Source organism: Mangrovibacterium marinum, from assembly GCF_003046625.1.
Lineage (GTDB): Bacteria > Bacteroidota > Bacteroidia > Bacteroidales > Prolixibacteraceae > Mangrovibacterium > Mangrovibacterium marinum.
In genome coordinates, this window is record NZ_QAAD01000003.1 from 1 (window position 1) to 20,732 (window position 20,732).

Genomic DNA, 20,732 nt, shown 5'->3' on the forward strand with positions numbered 1-20,732 from the left:
TTGAACTCGGGAACAGCCTCGCAGGCCTGCTCCAGGTAGGACTTTCTGCTCATAATCAATTTGTTTAAAATTTAAAAGCACGAAAGTCGCAACATCCCGCCAACTATTCCTATTTTTAGCTGAGCAATAAGCTCCCGCAAAGCGGGTTTAGTTCAACAAGGTGTATAGCCAATAGGGCAATTAGTGATAAATTGAAAGTCCTGTTCTTTGAGCAGGCAACGCCAAAACAAAGTTTTGACGTTTAACAAAAAAGAAAATTAAAAGTAAAAACGTTTGTTTTGGCTTAGTGGTAAACCGAAACTGAAGTGCTTCGAATCTGCCCTACTGTCCATACACAGAACGTTATGCCCAATTTGAAAAAGATGAAATAACCTAAAATATACCACTATGAAAAAAACAATATTTTTATTACTAATCACACTCTTACTTGCTTCTTGTACAAAGAAAATAGATGGTACATCTGAAGAAGCTATGAAAGAATCAATTGAAAAAGTAAAATCATCTCTTGATGATAAAGACAAAAAAGAATTCGAAGAAGCATTACAAATAATAATGCTAAATGGAGTTGACTTTAGCAACTTACTGTCTGAAAATGGGGTTAAAGAAACCGTTGGAGATATAAGAAATAAACTAAATGGAATGACAGCTTCGGATGTAATCAAGGAGGGAGAACGAATTAAAGTTGAAATTGAATTAAAAAAGAAACAACAGGCAAAAGATGAAATTATAGAATTGTATGCAAAAAAAGAAAAAGCAGAACAAGCCAAACATGAACTTGATAAATTCAAAGTAAAACGTTCTAGATTCTATAAAAGAAAACAAGGCACATATTTCATAACAGAAGAACCAATTATCGAACTTACTGTTTTTAACGGAACCGAACATGCTGTTTCAAGGGCATATTTCACGGGAATTCTTTCTAGTCCAAATCGTTCAGTTCCTTGGTTAAAGGATGATTTTAATTATCAAATTGCTGGAGGTTTAGAACCAGGAGAAGAAGTTACCTGGCGACTAGCACCAAATAGTTTTGGAGAATGGGGAACTGTTGATGCACCAAAGGATGCAATTTTAATTGTAGAAGTAAAAAAACTTGATGGTGCTGATGGCGAAACATTGTTTTCAGTTGATGATTTCGATGAATATGACAAAGACAGGTTAGAAGAATTATTAAAGGCATACCCAGAATTCAAAAAATAGATTTGAACTAAAGAAATTGACAGTCATTTTTAAATTATTAAATATGTCAACACCTACAATTCCTGACTGGATAAGCGCGGCATCATCTTTTTTGAGTATTCCTATTATTATTTGGGGGATAGTTAAAATATTTAAAAAGGATAAAAATCAAGAGAGAAAAATAAATTCACTAGAAAATCTGGCGATATCTCAAGATGAGATGATAAAAAAAATGACAGAACAAATTAATGAACTGGCAAAACAAACATCTGAGTATCAATTCCAATCCGTATTAATGAAAGAGTCGAACAGTTTAATTAGTAAACAAATCGAATTACAAAATGACATTTTCCTTCATAACAAAGGCATTGAAGAAAAGAAACTTGAAATTCAGGAAATTAAAAGACTTAGTGAAATTAAACCACATTTTACAAATAATGGAGGTTCTGGTAGCTCATCAAACTTTTTAATTAATCTTAAAAATAAAGGATTTACAGCTAGAAATTTAAGACTAAATAAAATCCGTGGAGAATTTATAATCTTTGAAAAATTGAATCCAGAAGTAGAAATTGACAGTGGCAAGAATATTGAAATTAAAGCGAATATTACTCCGTCAGGCAGAAACCAAGACAATGGAAATAGAGATTATGAAATTGAATTGCTATTTGAAGATATTGACGGGAATAAGTACAAACAAAAAATAGAAAATAGGAAAATTGGAAATCCTGAATTGATTAAAGAATAAAAACTGGGCATAACACTTAGCCTCTAATCAAGCGTTGCTTGCATACGCTTGGCATTGGAGGCTTTGTTGAACTAAACACTGCCCCTGGCTTAACCGACTGTTAATTAACTATTTTCGGATAGTGTTTTCAATCGGTTTTTTGTTTCCCTTTCGGAAGGCGTTTGGGGTGGTATTGTTGGCCTTTCAAGCCCGGTTTTGGCTGCAAAACCGACTATGCCGGCCAAATAGCTTCTGCTTTGACCCTGTTTTCGGCAGCAAGGGGCTTTTCCGGCAAGCGGGTTTGACAGCCGAACACAACTCCCCCCCCCAAAAAAAAACACCATACAAGCTCAGCTGCGCCGTAAAGCACGACGATAGAAGCCGCCTGCTATTGGCTCCGTCTCCCCTACTTCAACGAAACCTCCACTTTAAACTCGGGTCGACGGATTTCGTCCGGTAGGTTTTCCAGATCGGCAACACCCACATAAATATTCCCGGCCGGGATTTGTTGCTCCGCAAAGTAGTCGCTAATCATCCGGTTGCGCTGTTGCAGCAGCTCTACAAACGCTTGGTTAAGCTGGTTGTCCGGAATATATTTAGAGCAAGCCACCTCCACATCCAGCGAATCGGCTGCGGGGAGTTTCGCATTCAGGAATTGTCTGAATTTGCTATCGTCGTCAGTCGGTAAATCCACCACATTTTGTTCAGCCATATAATTCGCCTTGGCCAGTTTCACCGCCAGTTTTTCTTTCTCGAGTTCTTCGTTGGTCCGCTGAATGAAAGTCACCAGCAAATCGGGCTTCTTCTGCATAATTTGAGCCAACGAGGCCAGCGTTTTCAACTGATCATTTTCGAGCGTATCCTGCAAATAGGCCAGGTTCAGGTACTCCATCTTCTCGGGGTCGGTACCCACCAGGCCGGCCATCGCTTTAAAGGGTGACAACGCTGCCTTGGACAACACATTCACAAAAGCGCCCCAGATTATTTTCCCGAGTTTGAATTTCGGATCATCAGTCGATCCGCTCACCGGCATATTGATATCGATATTGTCCTTGGCATCCTTCATCACATAAAGCGCCAGCCGAACCGGCACCTTCACATAAGGTTTATCGCCGGTTTTCTTTCCAAACTCCAACTCACCAACATGGATGTCGTTTTCATTTTGAAGCTTTCCGTTGGCCATTTTCACCCGGATGGCATAGCTGAACCAGCCTTGGGTAAAAGGCGATGCAATGTTATATTCGGAATAAGGCGAGAAACTCACTAGGTCAACATTCTGCAACTTTCCATCCAGGTAAAAATCGAAGGGATCCTGCATGTTCACCATTGTTTGGCCGGAAAAACGGCCCGACTTGTTAATTTTTGTGTTAAAGCTGATGGGCATGCGGGTTGAACTGTCCGACAAATTCTGCAATTCCACATTCAATTCCGTCAAGTCAATCGTACAGGTGCGGTTCAAGGTGTGGTCGGCAAAACGGAGCGATCCGCGGTTCACCTTCAGCGTGTCAACCCGGTAGCTCGTTGTTTGTTGGTCGCCCTTCTCCATGGTTAGCTGCACAAGCTGGGTCGTATCTTCGGCCAGCAAAGGCGCAAAAAACTGCTCTACATTGGTCTGTTCCTTTCCGCGCGTCACCGCCAATGCTGGTTGATCAATCTCTATCGACGAAAAATTGAAGGCGTAATTTTTCAGATCAAGCTCTTTGATCCGGCTCCGTATTTCGGGCACCGACAACAGTGTTTCGCCTTGCCCGTCAATCACCGAAGCATTGCTAAGTTTCCCCCAGCCGGTAATCTGCACATTCATTAAATCCGCCAAACTTCCCGAGATGTGAATATCTGAAGTCAACAAACCACGAATCGAGCTGACATCAAAATAGTCCGTCAGGTAGTTGCTCACCGGCTTAATCTGCACATCGGTTGTACTTAGGTCAACCGTATAGCATTGCTTTTGCTGATCCACCAAGGCATTCACCTGCACTGTTCCCTGCTCTCCCAAATGAAAACCGGCGCCTACGGTCGACTGATGATTATCCCAGGCGATCAGCGGCAAACTAAAATCCAAATTGCTAACCGTAATTCGGTTTTCAACCGTCTGATCATACAAGCGTATTTTTCCGCCCGTCATTTTAAGATTATACAAACTAAAGCGAATCAATTGGTCACTTGTGTTTTCCGCTACTGCCAGGCTGTCGTCTTCCGGAATTAAGTCGCTGAAATTATATCCATCGGCGTATTGTTCAATGCTAAGCTGTGGCTCAACCAGGCTGATTTGCGAAAACGAATATTCGCGATGCAACAACTTCCAGGGGCTGAAATCAACCGTCAACGATTGAAAAGCGATGAAACTGTCCACCTGATTTTTCTCGTACAGAACCACCCCTTCAGCTGAGACCGCCGCCTTCCAGTAATTGAAATGTAGTTCCTTAATCGCTAATTTACGGCCTGTTAACCCGGGGCTGTTCTTCACCAGGTAATTTTTCACCATCGACGATAAAAAGAATAAAAGGGCTGCAACAATCAACAACAGTCCACCGGCTACGTAGTATCGTTTCTTCATAAACTAAAAAGGCTTAACAATTTTATTTAGTGCAGATAAACACAGTAGCAAAAGTAACCGGAGTAGAGCTAACTTCCCACTGCGAACAGAACAAATTTTCAACAACGAAGAACAGGCCATCGCTTTTGTGCATATTGTCGTTTTGAAGTTTCGGATTTCGCTGATTTAGCTATTTTTGCAAAAATTTTTTGAACAGATGGGAAGAAGCAGAAAAAACAAACCTTTTTTTGAGCAGGTAGAAATCACCGACATCGGTGCCGAAGGAAAAGCTATTGCACGAGTGAACGACGTTGTTGTGTTTACCACTCATGTTGTTCCGGGCGATATTGTGGACTTACAAGTGACCAAAAAGCGCAAAAAGTATATGGAAGCGCGTGTTACGCAGATTCACCAAAAGTCGGAAGACCGCCAGGAAGCCTTCTGCGAACATTTCGGAACCTGCGGAGGCTGTAAGTGGCAGTTTCTCCCCTACGAAAAACAACTGTTTTACAAACAAAAACAAGTTGACGATCAACTTCGGCGACTCGGCAAAATTGAGCTTCCGGAAGTATCGCCAATCCTGGGATCGGCCGAAAACACCTTTTACCGCAATAAACTCGAGTTCAGCTTTTCGAACAAGCGTTGGCTGACCTTCGAGGAGATGGATGCCGAGCTTGCGCCCAAGCAAATGAATGCACTGGGTTTCCACATTCCGGGATTGTTCGACAAGATCATCAACATCGACAAGTGCTGGCTGCAACCCAATCCATCGAACCAACTGCGTAACTTCACTCGCGAGTATGCCCTTGAAAACGATCTGAGCTTCTTCGATATTCGCCAACAGGAAGGATTTTTGCGCAATATGATTGTGCGCACCTCATCGACCGGCGAAAACATGCTGATTGTTGCATTCTATCACGAAGATGTTGATGCCCGCACCGCTTTGCTCCAGGCCATCGCCGATCAGTTTCCCGAGCTCAGCTCAATTATGTATGTAATTAACAGCAAGGCCAACGACACTATTGGCGACCAGGACATCATCGCCTTCAAAGGACCGGATCATATTTTTGAAGAAATGGAAGGGCTGAAGTTTAAGATCGGCCCGAAGAGCTTCTACCAAACCAACTCGAAACAGGCCTACGAGCTGTATAAAGTTGCCCGCGAGTTTGCCGAGCTTACTGGCAACGAGGTGGTTTACGACCTGTACACCGGAACCGGCACCATTGCCAACTTTGTTGCTGCGAAGGCACAGAAAGTGGTTGGCGTAGAGTATGTTCCCGAAGCCATTGAAGATGCCAAGGTGAATTCAGCAATCAACAAAATAGAGAACACCCTGTTTTTTGCGGGCGATATGAAAGATGTGCTGAACGCCGATTTCATCCGCCAACACGGGAAACCCGACGTGATCATCACCGACCCGCCCCGTGCCGGGATGCACGAAGATGTGGTGAAAACCATCCTCGATGCAGCGCCCCAGCGCGTTGTATATGTTAGCTGCAACCCGGCAACACAAGCCCGCGACCTAGCGCTGATGGACGAGCACTATCGGGTAAGTAAAATACAACCGGTGGATATGTTCCCCCACACCCACCACGTTGAGAATGTTGTACAACTTATTCGAAAAAACAACTGAACCGTATAAATTTATCGATTGTTTGTTCCATAAGTAAGGATTAATATTCAACATCATGATCGCGATTATTTCACCGGCAAAATCACTGGACTTTGAAAGTCAACCGCCAACTCAAAAATACAGCCAACCGGCTTTTCTAAACGAAGCCGGCCGCATAAACCACCAGTTAAAACAGCTCACCGAGAAAGATCTGATTAAGCTGATGGGAATTTCGGCTAAGCTGGCCACACTGAACCTGGAGCGCAACCAAAGCTGGTCGCCGCCCTTTAGCCCCGAAAATGCCAAGCAGGCTATCTATGCCTTTAACGGCGATGTGTACGAAGGGATGCAGGCTGAAAATTTTAGCCCCGACCAAATTGATTTTGCCCAGGATCACCTCCGCATTTTATCCGGCTTATACGGCCTGCTCAACCCTCTGGACCTGATACAGCCCTACCGATTGGAAATGGGTTCCAAAATGGCCGTAGATGGCCAAAAAGACTTATACCAGTTTTGGAAACCAACACTTACCAACGAGTTAAACAAGCAGCTGGCGGCTGCCGGCGGGGTATTGATCAATCTGGCGTCGGCAGAATATTTCAAAGCCATCGATACTAAAAAACTAAAGGGCACTATCATCACCCCCGAATTTAAGGACAACAAAGAAGGGAAGTATAAAATTATTTCGTTTTATGCCAAAAAGGCCCGGGGGTTGATGTGTCGGTTTATAATTGAAAACAAGATCACCGAACCCGAAAACCTGAAAGCTTTCGACCTGGGCGGTTATTATTTCAACAACGACTTGTCCAGTGGCAACAAATGGGTTTTCACCCGCGATTTGTAGGGAAGCGGTTAATTAGTCATTGACAGTCAACCAATAGATCGTTAAATTATCAGATAGTTGTGATACCTTCGTTTTGCGTGTATTGGCAATACCACACAATAAAAAGACACAAAGCATTATCATACAAATAAATACAAACACCAGACGTACTATTCGAGAATATAGCCATTAAATAAATGGCTGTTAATGAAATTTTAGCCGGATTGAAATTTCCCCCAATGACGACTTAATGACAACGGAATGACCATCAATGGGCTCGTGTTGCGAGAAACTTTTATCTTTGCGGGTTCAAACCTGAATTTCAGGACTGACATTAATACACATGGAAGATTCATTTAACGGAGATTTGAGCGGCTATCAACGTATTGACCGCTTTGACGAAAAAACCACAGCCGAACTTGGCGAACACTATTCCCGCATTCTGAAACTGGTGGGTGAAGATGTGAACCGCGAAGGGCTGCAAAAAACACCACTCCGCGTAGCCAAGGCTATGCAGTTTTTGCTGCAAGGCTACGATCAAAACCCCGAAGAGATGCTCCGGGGAGCGATGTTTCGCGAAGACTACAGCCAGATGGTTATTGTAAAAGACATCGAGATTTACTCGATGTGCGAGCACCACATGCTCCCCTTTATCGGCAAGGCTCATGTGGCTTACATCCCCGATGGCTACATTACCGGCCTCAGCAAAATTGCCCGCGTGGTGGATGCTTTTGCCCGCCGCCTGCAAGTGCAGGAACGCCTGACCAGCCAAATAAAAGACTGTATCCAGAAAACCCTGAACCCGCTTGGTGTGGCTGTCGTCATCGAAGCGCAACACCTGTGCATGCAAATGCGAGGGGTTCAGAAACAACATTCGGTGACAACAACCTCCGATTTTACCGGAGCCTTTGAACGCGTGGCCACCCGCGATGAGTTCATCCGTTTGATTAGTTCGAAATAAACCGACAGCATACAATGCCGGAAAACACTAATTTCCGGCACTTTTTTCTGAAAGGATCTTTTGTCCTACCGGACGGGTTTTCATTTTTCAGCAATGGCTTTAGCCATTATATACCGATTAGCTTCAAAAGTGTCGCATCCTATCACTTCGTTCCAATGCTCCTTTTTCAGTCTATCGGCATTATACTGTCCTATTTCAGCGCATAAATTAGCCTTCAAAACGGTATAATTTGGGTAGTACGCAAGGCAACACGAAGATTCTCCCGTCCCGTACGGGACGGAATTTCCACTGTCGTCGTTAAGCTACCCAAATGGCCTCCCTCCGGGATTGCAGCAAGCTTTTCGTTTGATTCCGGCCTCTTAAAAATAGGCCAACCGGTCCCCAAATCTTTCTTTTAGATCGAACGTTATTCTTATGCGTTGATGCATTCTTTGCAATCTATCAGCTACTTCGGGGTTCCCCCGCGCTTTGCGCAGAGAGGGGACAGAATTAAATTAATCCGCCAGGATTGGTTCAATTCAGGGGAGAGTTACTGCGAAATACTGGTCTATTCAGTGAAATCCAAGAATGCCAGAACTCCACGCTGCTGGTTGTTCAATAGCCTCTGATGCTATCTGTTGGATGACAACCCGACAACCTGAGACAACCACGACAACGGGAACCCATGACAACCACGACAACCCGACAACTTGAGACAACAGCATCGTTGAAAAAATCCCTGACCTTCCTCCCTGTTGGTGATTCCCCGGAATCATGTAGTTTTTATTCGCCGTCGATTCCGGCAACAAAATGCGCCGATGTACAGTTAACATTCCATCAACACAGGGAGCTTCGCATCGCCTCGGTAGCTTCCATACGCAATCAACTCAATATCAACACCTGGCTCCACATCTCGGCTCTTTCAGAAAGCGAAATGCCCCAATCGCGATCCGATTGTGCTGTCATCGCCTTCCATCTTGCATAAAAAATCAACTTCATTTTTCTAAAGGCCGATTTTTATATTATTTTTAGCTCCAAATCCGGATCACACGGCGGATAGACTGACCCCGAAAATCATCTCCCTGCCCCAAATCCGGGAACCAATTCACAGTTAACGATTTTAAACTATCACCAATGGATATGAAGAAGACAAACAAATTATTGGCTTTAGCACTTTTAGCGGGAATTTTAAGCCCCGCCTTGCAATCCTGCACGGGTAAGTCACCCAAAAAAGAAACAGCAGATGTTGCTGAAAATGTCATCGCGAAAGAAATCGAAGAATATACCTATCCGCTTCCCTCTGCTTTCGAAGTGACCAACATGCTGAACTCCATCGAGGCAAGCTACATCATCGACATCTCGAACGATCCGACCAAGGCAGAAAGCTATTTCGAAGAAAAAACAAGAGCGGTAAACCTGGGAATCTATACCGTTGACCTGGCTTATGCTACAACTTATAATCAAAAAGCAGAGATCCAGTCCTACTTTACCGCTTGCGAGCGACTGATCAGAGACCTTGATTTTACCTCGGCTTTTGAAGAAAATCTGCCCGATCAGATTGAAGAAAACCTGGATAATAAAGATCAGCTGGTGGACATTGTAACCAATATGTTCCAAAATGCTTATTCGTACCTCAATAAGCAAGGGCGCACCGAGTTGTCGTACCTGGTGTTAACCGGTTCGGTGGTTGAAGGGCTGTACCTGACCACACACATCTCGGAAAATACCTTCCAGAATCCGGAAATCATCAAAGCTATTCTGTTCCAAAAAGATGCCATTGCCGAAATGGAAAAGATGATGGAACCTTACAAAGATTCGGCAACCGTAAAAGAAGCCTATGAGGCCATTAAGAGCATTAACGCCATTTACGCGTTGGAAGAAGGAACAACTGCCATGAGCGAAACGCAGGTGAAGCAGTTGACCCAAACCGTAACCGACATCAGAGCGGCATACGTTCAGTAATTAGTTCTCAGCAATAAACTGATAGGGTTCTTGTATCCGCCAACGTCGGTTACAAAAACCCTATTTTCATAACCTACCCCATGCACGAAGGCATTATCGAAACCTTAGTCAAGCTGTTTGCCATTATAACCAACTACGACAAACGGTTATCTTCGGAAAACATGAACCTGGTTGAATCGTACCTGAAAGAGAATTTCAACCGGGAATTGGTCGATAAATACCTGAACATGTACCAAAGCTTTGTCGGGTACTACCACATCAACCACCGGGAGTTCTTCTACACCGGCCAGGACATGGACAAGCGCTTTATTAACAAGAAGTACCTCAACCAGATTTGCAGCGACATCGCCTACAACTACGATCTGAACATCCGCTTTCTGATTGTCACGCAACTGTTCAACTTCATCAATAAAACCACCGGGCTGAATATTGATGATTTGAAGATGGTGCATGTGGTGGCCATGGGGCTTAACATTGATGCCAAAGAGTACAATCACTTTTACCGCTTCGCCCTGTATTCATTTCAGAAAGTGAAAGAAAAAAGCTGGCTCTTTGTGATTAACGGCGACGAAAAATACGCCGACGAAGAGATTAAGCATCTTTATCGGGAAAACCAGCAGGTAACCATCGAATTTATTCGTATCCCGAGTATCAACACCCTGTTTTTCAAATACAGCGGCCCCCGAAACCTTTACCTGAACGGACACCGCCTCACCCAACAGCGCATTTACATTTTCACCCCGGGCGGCGTGCTGAAAACATCGCGGATTATCCCGATTTATTACAGCAGTGTCATGTCGCGCTTTATCCAGGCCAAAGGCAAGCCGATGATTGTGTTCAATGCCGAAAATATTGAATACCGCTTTAACCGCCGCGTGCTTGGCCTGCACGGCTTTAGCTTCCAGGAACGCTCGGGCGATCTGGTGGGCATTATCGGGGGAAGTGGTGTGGGCAAAACAACCCTGCTGAATGTTCTGAATGGCAAACTAAAACCCAGTGGCGGCAAAATTACCATCAACGGTTACAACCTGCACGAACCCGCGAATGCCGACTATTTAAACGGTGTAATCGGCTACGTGCCGCAAGATGATCTGCTAATCGAAGAACTAACGGTGTATCAAAACCTTCGCTTCAATGCTCGTTTTTGTTTCAGCAATCTGGATGACGACAAGATCGACGACATCATTGAGCAAACCCTCACCGATTTTGATTTGGTGGAAGCCCGCGACCTGGTTGTTGGCAACCCGCTGAAAAAAATCCTCAGCGGCGGACAGCGTAAACGCCTCAACATTGCCCTGGAACTAATGCGCGAACCCTCCATTTTGTTTGTCGACGAGCCCACCTCCGGCTTAAGTTCCGCGGACTCCGAGAAGGTCATGTACCTGCTGAAACGGCAATGCCTGAAAGGCAAGTTGGTGTTTGCCAACATTCACCAGCCATCGAGCGAAATTTACAAGCTTTTCGACCGCATCATCATCATGGATAAAGGTGGGCGGGTTGTATTTTTTGGCAACCCCATGGAGGCGATCACCTACTTTAAAAATCAGGCCAACTATGTAAACCCCGATGAGAGCGAATGCATGAGCTGCGGTAATGTGAAAACCGAACAACCCCTGCAGATCATCGAGGCCCGGATGGTGGATCCCTTCGGCAAGAGCATCCGCCGCCGGAAAGTGTCGCCCGAGGAATGGTACCAGAACTACCGCGAGAAAGTGGAACCCCGGGTAGTCGACTTTATGCACTCCAACCCGGTAAAAAAAATTAAGTTCCCCGAAAACCTGTTTAAGACACCTCGTTGGGGACAACAGTTCAAGCTTTTCCTGCAACGCGATTTTGAATCCAAACGATCCAATAAACAATACCTGGCCATAGCCTTGCTCGAAGCACCAATACTGGCACTCATTCTGGGCTATTTCACCAAATTTTTCTACCAGGGGAAATATATTTTTGCCGAAAACGACAACATCCCCGCCTACCTGTTTATGAGCGTAGTCGTTGCACTATTCATCGGCCTAAGCATCAGCGCCGAAGAGATATTTAAGGACCGAAAAATCCGAACACGCGAAGAGTTTCTGAACCTGAGCAAAGGAGCCTATTTTGTTTCAAAAATTACAATCCTTTTCATCATTTCGGCCATTCAGGTGCTTTCGTTTGTTTTGATTGGAAACTACCTGCTCGAGATACACAGCTTAACCTTCGAGAACTGGGCAATCTTATTTACCACAGCCTGCTTTGCCAACTTACTGGGTCTGAACTTATCGGCCGGCCTCGACTCAGCGGTCGCCATCTATGTGATGATCCCGCTGCTGTTGGTACCGCAACTGTTGCTTAGTGGTGTCATCGTCGACTTCAACAAGATGCACAACTCAATTGCCAGCCACGACCACACCCCCATTATCGGCGACCTGATGGCCTCCCGTTGGTCGTACGAAGCATTGTCGGTGAACCAATACACCAACAACTCGTACCGCAAGCTTTTATTCGATGAAGAGCTGGAGAAAAACCGATGGGGTTTCAACAGCTATTATCTGGTGCCGGAGCTGAATAAACTCACACAGGCACACGAACGTTTGGTGCACAATAATGAGCCAGAGGAGGCCCAGCTAATTACCCCCTTGCTTTTGAACTCGTTCGAAGATATTGCCCAAAACGGTGTTCCGGCGAACGACTCTGTTTTGGCGAATCTGCAGCGCCTAAGGGAAACGCAAAACGAGTCAATCGATTATCAGCTGCTCAAAAATTACCTGGCAACAGCCAAAAAGTCCTTTGAAGAATACTACCATCAAGCTAACGATCGCCTAAACACGAAATACAATGAACTGCTGGCCCGTTTTGATGGTGATGCGGCCAAACTTCAGGAATTTAAAAGCCAGTACACCAACAAGAAGATGGAGCTACTGGTGCGCGATAAATATTCGCCCAACAAGATCTATATTTCCAATGACCATTATCACCAAGGCGACGAGCCCATTTACCGGATTCCGTTTGAAAGAAACGGCCGGGCTCATTTTTATGCCCCCTACAAGTTTATCGGTTCGCTAAAAATACCGACGGTACTATTCAATGTATTGTTTCTTTGGCTGCTCACCGCAATTCTGGCGATCTCGCTCTATTTTGATGTGTTGCGCAAAGTGATTAGCTATGTGAACCGCTGGAAGTTGACAAGACAGGCTCAATTACGCGACCGGATTTTCTATAATCCAATGGCCTTTATAAAACCGGAACACAAGCGCAAACAAGTCAAAAAACCATCGGCTGGCAAATCGTAAACGGTGCTCTGCCCGCTTACCTCCGGCTAAAGCAGCGGGCTGAGCACCCGGCTTAGTCAGCCAATGGGTGCACACCCGACGGCTGTGAGCGCCATTCACGCACCGCCTTAGTCCATGGCGCCTACCAGCCTGTTCAACGCTGGCAAGCTGCTGAATACGGTACTGAGGAGAGAATGATTTGACTATTTCAAGCCGGAAGAATCGTAGGGTATAAGCCGCAATATTTTCCCGGGATTTTCAATGGCCACATACACATAACCGTCGGGACTCATTTCAACATTGCGCACACGGCCAATCCCTTCCAATAACTTTTCGTGATGAATCACCTCATATCCATCCAGGACAAGCCGCTCGAGATATTGAAACCGCAGCGACCCGATCAAAATATTATTCTTCCAGTTCGGATAGCGGTTTCCTTTCACGAAGGTCATCCCGCAGGGCGCGATCGATGGCACCCAATAGGTCAGTGGCTGCTCCATGCCTTCTTTCGCTGTCAGGTCGGTAAATTTTGTTCCATTATAGTTGATGCCATACGAAATAACCGGCCATCCATAGTTAAGCCCCGGACGAATCAGATTTAGCTCGTCGCCTCCCATCGGACCATGTTCGGATTCAAAAATCTCACCTGTTTCCGGATTCATACAGGTGCCCTGCGGGTTGCGGTGTCCATAAGAATAAATCGAGGCCATCGCTCCCGGCGTACCCACAAAAGGATTGTCGGCAGGAATAGAGCCGTCATCCTCAATCCGGTGTATTTTGCCGGCATGGTTCGATAAACTCTGCGGATTTTCATCGCGGTTTCCCCGGTCACCCACGCCAAAATAGAGATAGCCTTCGCGATCGAACTCCAGCTTGCAGCCCCAGTGATGTCCTTTGGCAGAAGATGGTGTTCCCTGAAAAATGATTTGCTGATCAACGAGTCGATTTCCATCCAGCCGGGCACGCATAATATTTGTGCATCCCTGCCTCGGATCATCATCCGACAAAGCCGAATAGGCCAAATACAGCCATCCGTTGTTGACATAATCCGGGTGAAGTTCCAGATCCAGCAAGCCCCCCTGTCCTTTAGCCATGATCTCGGGAAGACCTGTAATCTTCTGTAATTCGCCACCGGTAAAGCGCAACAACTCCCCCGCCCGCTCGGAGATCAACAAATCGCCGCTGGGCAAAAACTCCAGCCCCCAGGGGACGTGCAGCCCGCTGACAACGGTATCGACCAAAAACGTTTGCTGTTCCGACTCAACCAAATCACCTTCGGAAAGGGCAGGCTTCAGCTTATCCGGATTTTCCGACACCCCGGCTTTCACATAAGCGGCCAAAGCTCGGATCTCGTCCTCCGAAAAAGTGACCCCGAAAGCGGGCATGCCCATTTCTTCGCGCCCCAACCGGATGCTCCGGACAACATTGTCGATGTCGTCGCCATACATCCAGTCTTTATGTTCAAATTTTTCGAGATTCGTGCCGTGACAGCCGGCGCAGTACTGTTGATAATTCTTTGCAGCTAAGGCCTGTTCCTGTGCGCTAATCTGTCCGTTTCCGCCCGTACAGGCAAACAAGAACATCGTCGCCAACAGGATTCCCAAAAAGGAAAATCGTTTTTTCATCATGCGATAGGATTTTTAAATCCTAACAAGCAATAGGCAAAAATGTTAGCCGACGAACCTGTTCATTTCTACTGCTCCCGAAACTTCAGACAAACCGGACTCGGAATTTGGTAATTTTTTCCGGTGAAGGTCAACCGACCGCTTTGCTCATCGCGGGCAAATACGGCAATATTGTTACTGTACTGATTGGCGACCAGCACAAACTTTCCATCGGGCGACAACACAAAATTACGCGGCCAGTTTCCCTGCACCGGTTCATTTTGAATGATCGACAGAGATCCATCATCCGTGTTTCGCGCAAAAACGGAAAGCGTATTCTGCCCTCGGTTCGAACAGTAAACAAAGCGCTCGTCACCACTCAGATGAATGTCGGCCCCGGCTTTGGTGCCTTCAAAATCAGCAGGCAAACTCGATACCGAGCTGACGAGTTCATAGCCTTCATCCCCCTTTTTCAGCACACTAACCGTCGATGCCATCTCATTCATAACATAGATGTACTGCATATCGCGGGTATAGGCAAAATGCCGCGGACCGGCACCCGGCTCCATCTGTACGGAAGCCGGGGAGGCTGGAACGTAAGTCATGGAGTCCGGCAGGGAGCGGTAAAAAAACAATTTATCCAAACCCAAATCAGCAGTCATCAACAGCCTTCCATCGGCCGAAAACTGCGATGAGTGGGCATGTGGCCCTTGTTGACGAATGGTATCGGGCCCTGAGCCTTCGTGCTGAATCAGTTGCGACATCTCCGCCAGACTTCCGTCTCGATTCACCGAATAAATGCTGATGCTGCCGCTGGTATAGTTTGAAGCCACCAGCGTTGCTCCATCCGGCGAAAGGCAAACATGACAAGGATGATTCCCCTGTGTTGCAAGCTGGTTTAACCGGCTAAGTGTTCCGTCCTTTTCAATTTTATAAGCCGTAACCGAACCGCTGTCCTGATTCTCGAAATTGTCCGTTTCTCCAACGGCATACAGTTTTTTCCGATCAGGCGAAAGGCAAATAAACGACGGATTTTCGCGATTCGATGTCACGCTTTGATAACGCAAATCACCGTTTTCCGGATCAAACGAATACGCATAGATCCCTTCACTATTTTCAACCGAATAGGTTCCCACGTAAAGCGTAAGCATCTTCTTCTCGGGTGTACACGCAACAAACAAGATCAACAAAGCGCTGATCAACAGCGAATAGAATTTCATAAAAACAGATTTTAGCAACGATTAATTGGTATCCCGGAGCGATCGTGCGGGGCGACTGTTGCCACACCCGAAGACCAATAGTTTACCAGACTTTTTGTAACTTGTTAAAATATAAACTTAAGCTGAAAGCCGTATGAAAAAAACACTTTTTTTACTTCTCATCCTTTCGTCGATGCTTTCGGTCGACGCCTGTTGCCAACATTTAGTAGAAATTTGGCGCACCGGCCCAGTTCTGAGCACGCCGGAATCGGTGCTTTACGATGCCACAAGCGGTAACATCTACGTTGCCAACATCAACGGAAATCCCACCGACAAAGACGGAAACGGATTTATTTCGCTCTTAAAGCCTGACGGAACCATTGTCCAAAAACAATGGGTAACGGGTCTCAATGCCCCCAAGGGAATGGCTGTTTCGAACGGCAAACTCTATGTATCCGACATCGACCAGCTGATCGAGATTGAGATCAGCAAAGCCCAAATAATTGCGCGTTACCCCGCTCCGGGAGCCATCTTCCTGAACGATGTCGCAGCCAGTCAGGACGGAACGATCTTCGTTTCGGACAACCGCGCCGGGCGCATCCACCAATTAAAGAACGGTATGTTCTCGATTTGGCTGGAAGGCGATGATTTTATCCAAACCAATGGCTTGTTCATCGAAAACGGAATCCTGTATGCCGGTTCGGAGCAGCTGAAAGCCATTGACATTCAAACCAAAGCTGTTGAGATTATCCAAAACAACTGCCAGGGCATCGATGGCCTGGCTAAAGATGAACTCGGCAACTTTGTGTTCTCAAATTGGCCGGGGCGGATCTTTTATCTGCATAATGGCCAACAAACCAAACTGTGGGACTCCACCGCCAATCAAATCAACACGGCCGATATTTGGTATGCCACAGCGTTGAAACTGCTGTTGGTGCCTACTTTCTTCGACAACCAACTTGTTGCTTATCAAATAAAACACGAATAAAACTAAACGAAAATGAAAAAAGGAAAAATCGCTGAAAAAAGCCCGGTCATGCTCGAAATGGAACCAGGAACTTATTACTGGTGCAAATGTGGATTAAGTGCCAACCAACCATTCTGTGACGGCTCGCACAAAGACACCGACTTTAGCCCGATGGAAGTGAAAATTGAAGAAAAGAAACAAGTCTGGTGGTGCCGGTGTAAGCAAACCGACAATCCACCATTTTGCGACGGATCGCACAAAAAACTGTAGCTCTGGTGAAAATGGCGGTGGATTCTCACCGCCATTTTCACATTCTTTATAGTTCGCTCCGCATTTTTAAGACTCGCCTGCCACTATAATTTGTACCTTGCCGGCCAAGTTGAAAATCGCCCATGAAAAAACTAAGTTTACTTTTTGCCGCTATTTTTGTTGCAACCGCCAGCTTTGCGCAGACCGAAACCGAGACTTCAACATTTTACAGTGCCGAATTTAACTGGCACATCGACCTTCCTCCGGGCTTCGAACAAATTGAAGCTGCTGTTTGGGATCTGCAAAAGGGAGTACCCGACAGTCTGCTGACCGACAGCCTTGACCATGGCTACCCCAAAACAATTCTGGCTTTCAAAAGCGCCGACTATAACTACTTTGAGTCGAACTGGCAACATTACGACAAATTGGAACGTGGAGATTATCAGGATCATTGCCAATCGGTGGCAAACCAGCTTTACCAAACCTTTGCCGATCAATTTCCGGAAGCGCAAATTGACACCGCCAGCAGTAACCAACTGGTCGGAACCCTCGATTTTGAAAAATTTGTTCTCAAAATGACCCTGCCAAACGGGGTTACGCTCAATTCGTATATGTATAGCCGTCTGTTTGGCGACAAAGAGTTCTCGGCCAATGTATTTTATGTGAACAACGAACTGGGAACCATGCTGCTGCAATCGTGGTTGTATTCGCGTTTTGAATAGCCTTCCGATCGATTCAACCGATCAAAAATCTCATGGTTCCGGAGAATCTGCAAGAATCGTGAAAGTTGACGATTTTGAATATGCTGTTGTTCCGGTTGTCACAAGTTGTCGGGTTGTCTTGGTTTCCCGTTGTCGTTGTTGTCACAAGTTGTCGGGTTGTCGGCCTAAAACGCCATCAACAAGAAAGAAGGCGTTTCGATCAATGCCAAAACGTTGGAAACCGGTTGGCCTGGTTTTATCAAGTGTTCACATTCGAAAATGCTATAAAGAAAAGAAACAGAGTGATGTTTCTTAAGAGACCGGAATCAAACGGAAAGCTTTCTGCAATCCCGGAGGGATACAATTTGGGTAGCTTTGGCATTTCCGTGGGTAAAATTCCGTCCCGTACGGGACGGGAGAATCTTTATGTTGACACATGTGCTACCCAAATTCTACCGTCTTACAGGCTATCTTACCCACTGAAATAGAATCGGTATTGGATGGCTAAGCCATCGCTAAAAACACATTTTCAAGGCGAAAGAAATGCTCTGAAGCATCATTAAAAGGACTAAAAAAAAGCTACCGGTGCGGTAGCTTTTCGTTTATTGTTTTTGAAGATTAATCACTTCTTTCTGGTCTCCGGAGGAAACTGATATTTTCAATTCCGTTCCGCTTTGCTGAGCGACGCCATTCCAAACGACACCATCGGGCTGCGTCCATGTAACCGAATAAATACCGGCGATATCCGAAGCTTTAATCTGAGCAATCTCTTGTAGCTTTTCATAACCTAATCCTTGTCCATTCAGGATGATGAGGCTTCCGACACCGCCTTCCCCGGTACGGTAATCAACCAAATATTTCTCATTGAAATAAATATTCGTGGGTTGATAAGCCGATGAACTTTCCGTTTTTTGAACCTCGGGTTTGGTTGGAGCCACCGCCACGACCGGCTTTTCAGTCGCTTGTGGTACTGGAGTGGCAGCCTGAGCAGCTACGGCAGCATAGGTATATTTCATTCGCGGCAGATGATCCAGATCTTTCAAGGCATCTTTAACCGCTTCAGCATACCCCTGGCGAAAATCTTTCGACATCCCGGTTCCCTCAACTGCCCAAACCTCACGATTCGTGCAGTCTTTAAACCGAAGCAATAGCTTATTGCGCAACAAGGAGTTCACCTTTTCAACCGAAACAATCAGCGCGTCGCAATAGTCGGCTGGACGCTCGGCCGTTTCGAACATACATTGAATGGACTTTTGCGCCAGCGACTGCTGAATTGCCGAGCTAACCCCATAAGGGTTAAGCCCCTTGCCGATGTCCGGTATTGTTGTTGGAATAATCACATATTTATACGTTTCCTGAGCCCACAGGCCCGTGGCCAGGGCCGCAAACACGACCATCAATAAAAATCGTTTCATCACTTTTGGAGATTAATTATTTGTATTTTTCAAATTCAAACAGTACTGTTAAGTCCGCTGGCTGCGAATTTTCATAGCCAGCACAAACTACTAATTTTGCCATTAAAACGAAAACATCGGGAACTTAAAACGATTCTTTTCTTTTATCCCATTGTTGCCGGTTTAATAGAAATCCCGACAGAAAGCATTCTGTGCTAATCCCGCATGATGCCCAAACAATTCGTGGATGGTTGCCGTATTCGCAATTATAAGAATTAGGTATTTGTTGCGAATTGCACTATTTTTCATGAGAAGTAAGAAACAAACGAATTTGAACAATTGGTCAACCTAAACAGTGCCCAACTTGTTAAACAAACACAACAAGCTGATTTCCGCAGAGAAGCCAGTTCTATAAAAAACCAAAGTCGCAACAATCTTATTAAGTTCGTTACAATAGCTGCTATGAAAAAAACAGGAGTATTAGTTGTTAACCTGGGAACGCCCAATAGCTTCAACAAAAAAGATGTCGCTGTTTACCTGCGTGAATTTCTAATGGATGGCCGTGTGATCGACATTGCCCATTGGAAACGCTGGATGCTCGTCAATTTAATTATCGTTCCTTTTCGGGCACCTAAAGTTGCCCGGGAATACCAAAAGCTATGGCTAAAGGAAGGCTCACCCCTAATGGTTTACGGGAGGCAGCTGGTTGATAAGCTCAACGGCAAATTCGACGATTCAGTTGTGGTTGAGCTGGCTATGCGTTACCAGAATCCCTCAATTCAATCAGGCCTCGAAAAATTACGCCAGGCCAATGTTGAAGAGATCATTGTCTTCCCGCTATTTCCGCAATATGCCTCGGCAACAACGGGGTCGGTCGCTGAAAAAGTCATGGAGCTGGTCTCCAAATGGAATGTCATTCCCACCATCAAAGTCATCACCAGTTATCACGACGACGACCAATACATTGCCAATTTTGCCGATAAAATAAAAGCTGACATTCAAACTCACAAGCCGGAACACATTCTGTTCAGCTATCACGGCATACCCGAAAGACAGCTGGACAATATGAATGAAAACGGGCTGGAGCTTTGTTCGCGATGCCCGGCCAACAACTGCGATAAAGGCAACAAAAAGCGTTACTGTTATCGCGCGGCCTGTTTCGAAACATCGCGCCTAATTGCTGAAAAGCTGCATCTGTCAGCGGACGGCTACACCACCTCGTTTCAGAGTCGACTGGGTAAAGACCCCTGGATTAAGCCATACACCGATGCAACGGTGGAACAACTGGCTCAAAAGGGAACAAAAAACCTATTGGTCGTATCTCCTTCGTTTGTTGCCGACTGTTTGGAGACCACACTCGAAATCGGCGAGCAATACCGGGATCTTTTCCTCGAAAAAGGCGGACAACGCTTCAACTATACCGAAAGCCTGAATGCCGATGACCGCTGGGTGCAAACCATCTTTGATCTGCTCAACCGCGAGATAAAAAAAAACAAGTTGCCACAAGCCGCTAAACCCGAGCGCAACATTACTGACTTAAGTGCCATAAACAGCAATTAACAATAATAATTAGCAAGAAAAAGGCAGCCTTACCCGA

General features: G+C 45.6%; 16 protein-coding genes. 12 read left to right on the top strand and 4 right to left on the bottom strand.

Annotated features, from left to right (window positions below; translation table 11 throughout):
• Nucleotides 1-387 precede the first annotated feature (387 nt).
• On the top strand, nucleotides 388-1,197 hold the full coding sequence (locus tag C8N47_RS03290; RefSeq protein WP_211316026.1) for a DUF6694 family lipoprotein: 810 nt from the start codon (nucleotides 388-390) through the stop codon (nucleotides 1,195-1,197).
• A 43-nt stretch (nucleotides 1,198-1,240) separates the two neighbouring features.
• Nucleotides 1,241-1,921, top strand: coding sequence for a hypothetical protein (locus tag C8N47_RS03295; protein WP_107821111.1), 681 nt, complete (start codon nucleotides 1,241-1,243; stop codon nucleotides 1,919-1,921).
• Nucleotides 1,922-2,306: 385 nt separating this feature from the next.
• Here the strand turns inward: C8N47_RS03295 and C8N47_RS03300 are convergent, their stop codons facing one another.
• The gene (locus C8N47_RS03300; protein ID WP_107821112.1) at nucleotides 2,307-4,457 is read right to left on the bottom strand and encodes an AsmA family protein; all 2,151 of its coding nucleotides are present in this window, start codon (nucleotides 4,455-4,457) and stop codon (nucleotides 2,307-2,309) included.
• 196 nt (nucleotides 4,458-4,653) lie between these two features.
• Here C8N47_RS03300 and rlmD point away from each other — a divergent pair, with 196 nt between their 5' ends.
• The 6 genes from rlmD (at nucleotide 4,654) to C8N47_RS03325 (ending at nucleotide 13,042) form a co-directional block, all read left to right on the top strand.
• A complete protein-coding gene (rlmD, locus tag C8N47_RS03305) occupies nucleotides 4,654-6,069 on the top strand; it encodes a 23S rRNA (uracil(1939)-C(5))-methyltransferase RlmD (protein WP_107821113.1) in 1,416 nt (471 codons plus the stop codon).
• 55 nt (nucleotides 6,070-6,124) lie between these two features.
• Nucleotides 6,125-6,892 carry a peroxide stress protein YaaA gene (gene yaaA, locus C8N47_RS03310; RefSeq protein ID WP_107821114.1) on the top strand — a complete coding sequence of 256 codons (768 nt, stop codon included), beginning with the start codon at nucleotides 6,125-6,127 and terminating at the stop codon, nucleotides 6,890-6,892.
• Between the two features lie 322 nt (nucleotides 6,893-7,214).
• On the top strand, nucleotides 7,215-7,832 hold the full coding sequence (folE, locus tag C8N47_RS03315; RefSeq protein ID WP_107821115.1) for a GTP cyclohydrolase I FolE: 618 nt from the start codon (nucleotides 7,215-7,217) through the stop codon (nucleotides 7,830-7,832).
• Between the two features lie 664 nt (nucleotides 7,833-8,496).
• The gene (locus C8N47_RS18635) at nucleotides 8,497-8,796 is read left to right on the top strand and encodes a hypothetical protein (RefSeq protein WP_146161415.1); all 300 of its coding nucleotides are present in this window, start codon (nucleotides 8,497-8,499) and stop codon (nucleotides 8,794-8,796) included.
• 155 nt (nucleotides 8,797-8,951) lie between these two features.
• Nucleotides 8,952-9,773, top strand: a complete 822-nt coding sequence (locus tag C8N47_RS03320) for a hypothetical protein (protein WP_146161416.1) — start codon at nucleotides 8,952-8,954, stop codon at nucleotides 9,771-9,773.
• Between the two features lie 80 nt (nucleotides 9,774-9,853).
• Nucleotides 9,854-13,042, top strand: a complete 3,189-nt coding sequence (locus C8N47_RS03325; protein ID WP_107821117.1) for an ATP-binding cassette domain-containing protein — start codon at nucleotides 9,854-9,856, stop codon at nucleotides 13,040-13,042.
• A gap of 182 nt (nucleotides 13,043-13,224) precedes the next feature.
• Here the strand turns inward: C8N47_RS03325 and C8N47_RS03330 are convergent, their stop codons facing one another.
• Nucleotides 13,225-14,649 (bottom strand): PQQ-dependent sugar dehydrogenase, encoded by a 1,425-nt coding sequence (locus C8N47_RS03330; protein ID WP_211316027.1) that lies wholly within the window; start codon nucleotides 14,647-14,649, stop codon nucleotides 13,225-13,227.
• Nucleotides 14,650-14,714: 65 nt separating this feature from the next.
• Nucleotides 14,715-15,845, bottom strand: coding sequence for a lactonase family protein (locus C8N47_RS03335; protein WP_107821118.1), 1,131 nt, complete (start codon nucleotides 15,843-15,845; stop codon nucleotides 14,715-14,717).
• A gap of 133 nt (nucleotides 15,846-15,978) precedes the next feature.
• Between C8N47_RS03335 and C8N47_RS03340 the strand changes: the two genes are divergently transcribed.
• The 3 genes from C8N47_RS03340 to C8N47_RS03350 all read left to right on the top strand — a co-directional run bounded on the left by C8N47_RS03340 (nucleotide 15,979) and on the right by C8N47_RS03350 (nucleotide 17,762).
• Entirely contained in the window at nucleotides 15,979-16,812 is an 834-nt protein-coding gene (locus C8N47_RS03340) for an NHL repeat-containing protein (protein WP_107821119.1), read from the top strand.
• Nucleotides 16,813-16,824: 12 nt separating this feature from the next.
• Complete coding sequence (locus C8N47_RS03345; RefSeq protein ID WP_107821120.1) at nucleotides 16,825-17,061, top strand: CDGSH iron-sulfur domain-containing protein; 237 nt, start codon at nucleotides 16,825-16,827, stop codon at nucleotides 17,059-17,061.
• A gap of 122 nt (nucleotides 17,062-17,183) precedes the next feature.
• Nucleotides 17,184-17,762 carry a hypothetical protein gene (locus C8N47_RS03350; RefSeq protein WP_107821121.1) on the top strand — a complete coding sequence of 193 codons (579 nt, stop codon included), beginning with the start codon at nucleotides 17,184-17,186 and terminating at the stop codon, nucleotides 17,760-17,762.
• Between the two features lie 581 nt (nucleotides 17,763-18,343).
• Here the strand turns inward: C8N47_RS03350 and C8N47_RS03360 are convergent.
• The gene (locus C8N47_RS03360; protein ID WP_146161417.1) at nucleotides 18,344-19,156 is read right to left on the bottom strand and encodes a hypothetical protein; all 813 of its coding nucleotides are present in this window, start codon (nucleotides 19,154-19,156) and stop codon (nucleotides 18,344-18,346) included.
• A 441-nt stretch (nucleotides 19,157-19,597) separates the two neighbouring features.
• Between C8N47_RS03360 and hemH the strand changes: the two genes are divergently transcribed.
• A complete protein-coding gene (gene hemH, locus C8N47_RS03365) occupies nucleotides 19,598-20,695 on the top strand; it encodes a ferrochelatase (RefSeq protein ID WP_107821354.1) in 1,098 nt (365 codons plus the stop codon).
• Nucleotides 20,696-20,732 lie beyond the last annotated feature (37 nt).

Bases quoted from the DNA above. Each gene is read 5' to 3' on its own strand.
- C8N47_RS03340 (WP_107821119.1), top strand. From the start codon at position 15,979: ATGAAAAAAACACTTTTTTTACTTCTCATCCTTTCGTCGATGCTTTCG.
- C8N47_RS03360 (WP_146161417.1), bottom strand. From the start codon at position 19,156: ATGAAACGATTTTTATTGATGGTCGTGTTTGCGGCCCTGGCCACGGGC.
- C8N47_RS03350 (WP_107821121.1), top strand. From the start codon at position 17,184: ATGAAAAAACTAAGTTTACTTTTTGCCGCTATTTTTGTTGCAACCGCC.
- C8N47_RS03290 (WP_211316026.1), top strand. From the start codon at position 388: ATGAAAAAAACAATATTTTTATTACTAATCACACTCTTACTTGCTTCT.
- C8N47_RS18635 (WP_146161415.1), top strand. From the start codon at position 8,497: ATGACAACCACGACAACCCGACAACTTGAGACAACAGCATCGTTGAAA.
- hemH (WP_107821354.1), top strand. From the start codon at position 19,598: ATGAAAAAAACAGGAGTATTAGTTGTTAACCTGGGAACGCCCAATAGC.
- C8N47_RS03345 (WP_107821120.1), top strand. From the start codon at position 16,825: ATGAAAAAAGGAAAAATCGCTGAAAAAAGCCCGGTCATGCTCGAAATG.
- yaaA (WP_107821114.1), top strand. From the start codon at position 6,125: ATGATCGCGATTATTTCACCGGCAAAATCACTGGACTTTGAAAGTCAA.
- C8N47_RS03300 (WP_107821112.1), bottom strand. From the start codon at position 4,457: ATGAAGAAACGATACTACGTAGCCGGTGGACTGTTGTTGATTGTTGCA.
- folE (WP_107821115.1), top strand. From the start codon at position 7,215: ATGGAAGATTCATTTAACGGAGATTTGAGCGGCTATCAACGTATTGAC.
- C8N47_RS03335 (WP_107821118.1), bottom strand. From the start codon at position 15,845: ATGAAATTCTATTCGCTGTTGATCAGCGCTTTGTTGATCTTGTTTGTT.
- C8N47_RS03320 (WP_146161416.1), top strand. From the start codon at position 8,952: ATGAAGAAGACAAACAAATTATTGGCTTTAGCACTTTTAGCGGGAATT.
- C8N47_RS03325 (WP_107821117.1), top strand. From the start codon at position 9,854: ATGCACGAAGGCATTATCGAAACCTTAGTCAAGCTGTTTGCCATTATA.
- C8N47_RS03295 (WP_107821111.1), top strand. From the start codon at position 1,241: ATGTCAACACCTACAATTCCTGACTGGATAAGCGCGGCATCATCTTTT.
- rlmD (WP_107821113.1), top strand. From the start codon at position 4,654: ATGGGAAGAAGCAGAAAAAACAAACCTTTTTTTGAGCAGGTAGAAATC.
- C8N47_RS03330 (WP_211316027.1), bottom strand. From the start codon at position 14,649: ATGATGAAAAAACGATTTTCCTTTTTGGGAATCCTGTTGGCGACGATG.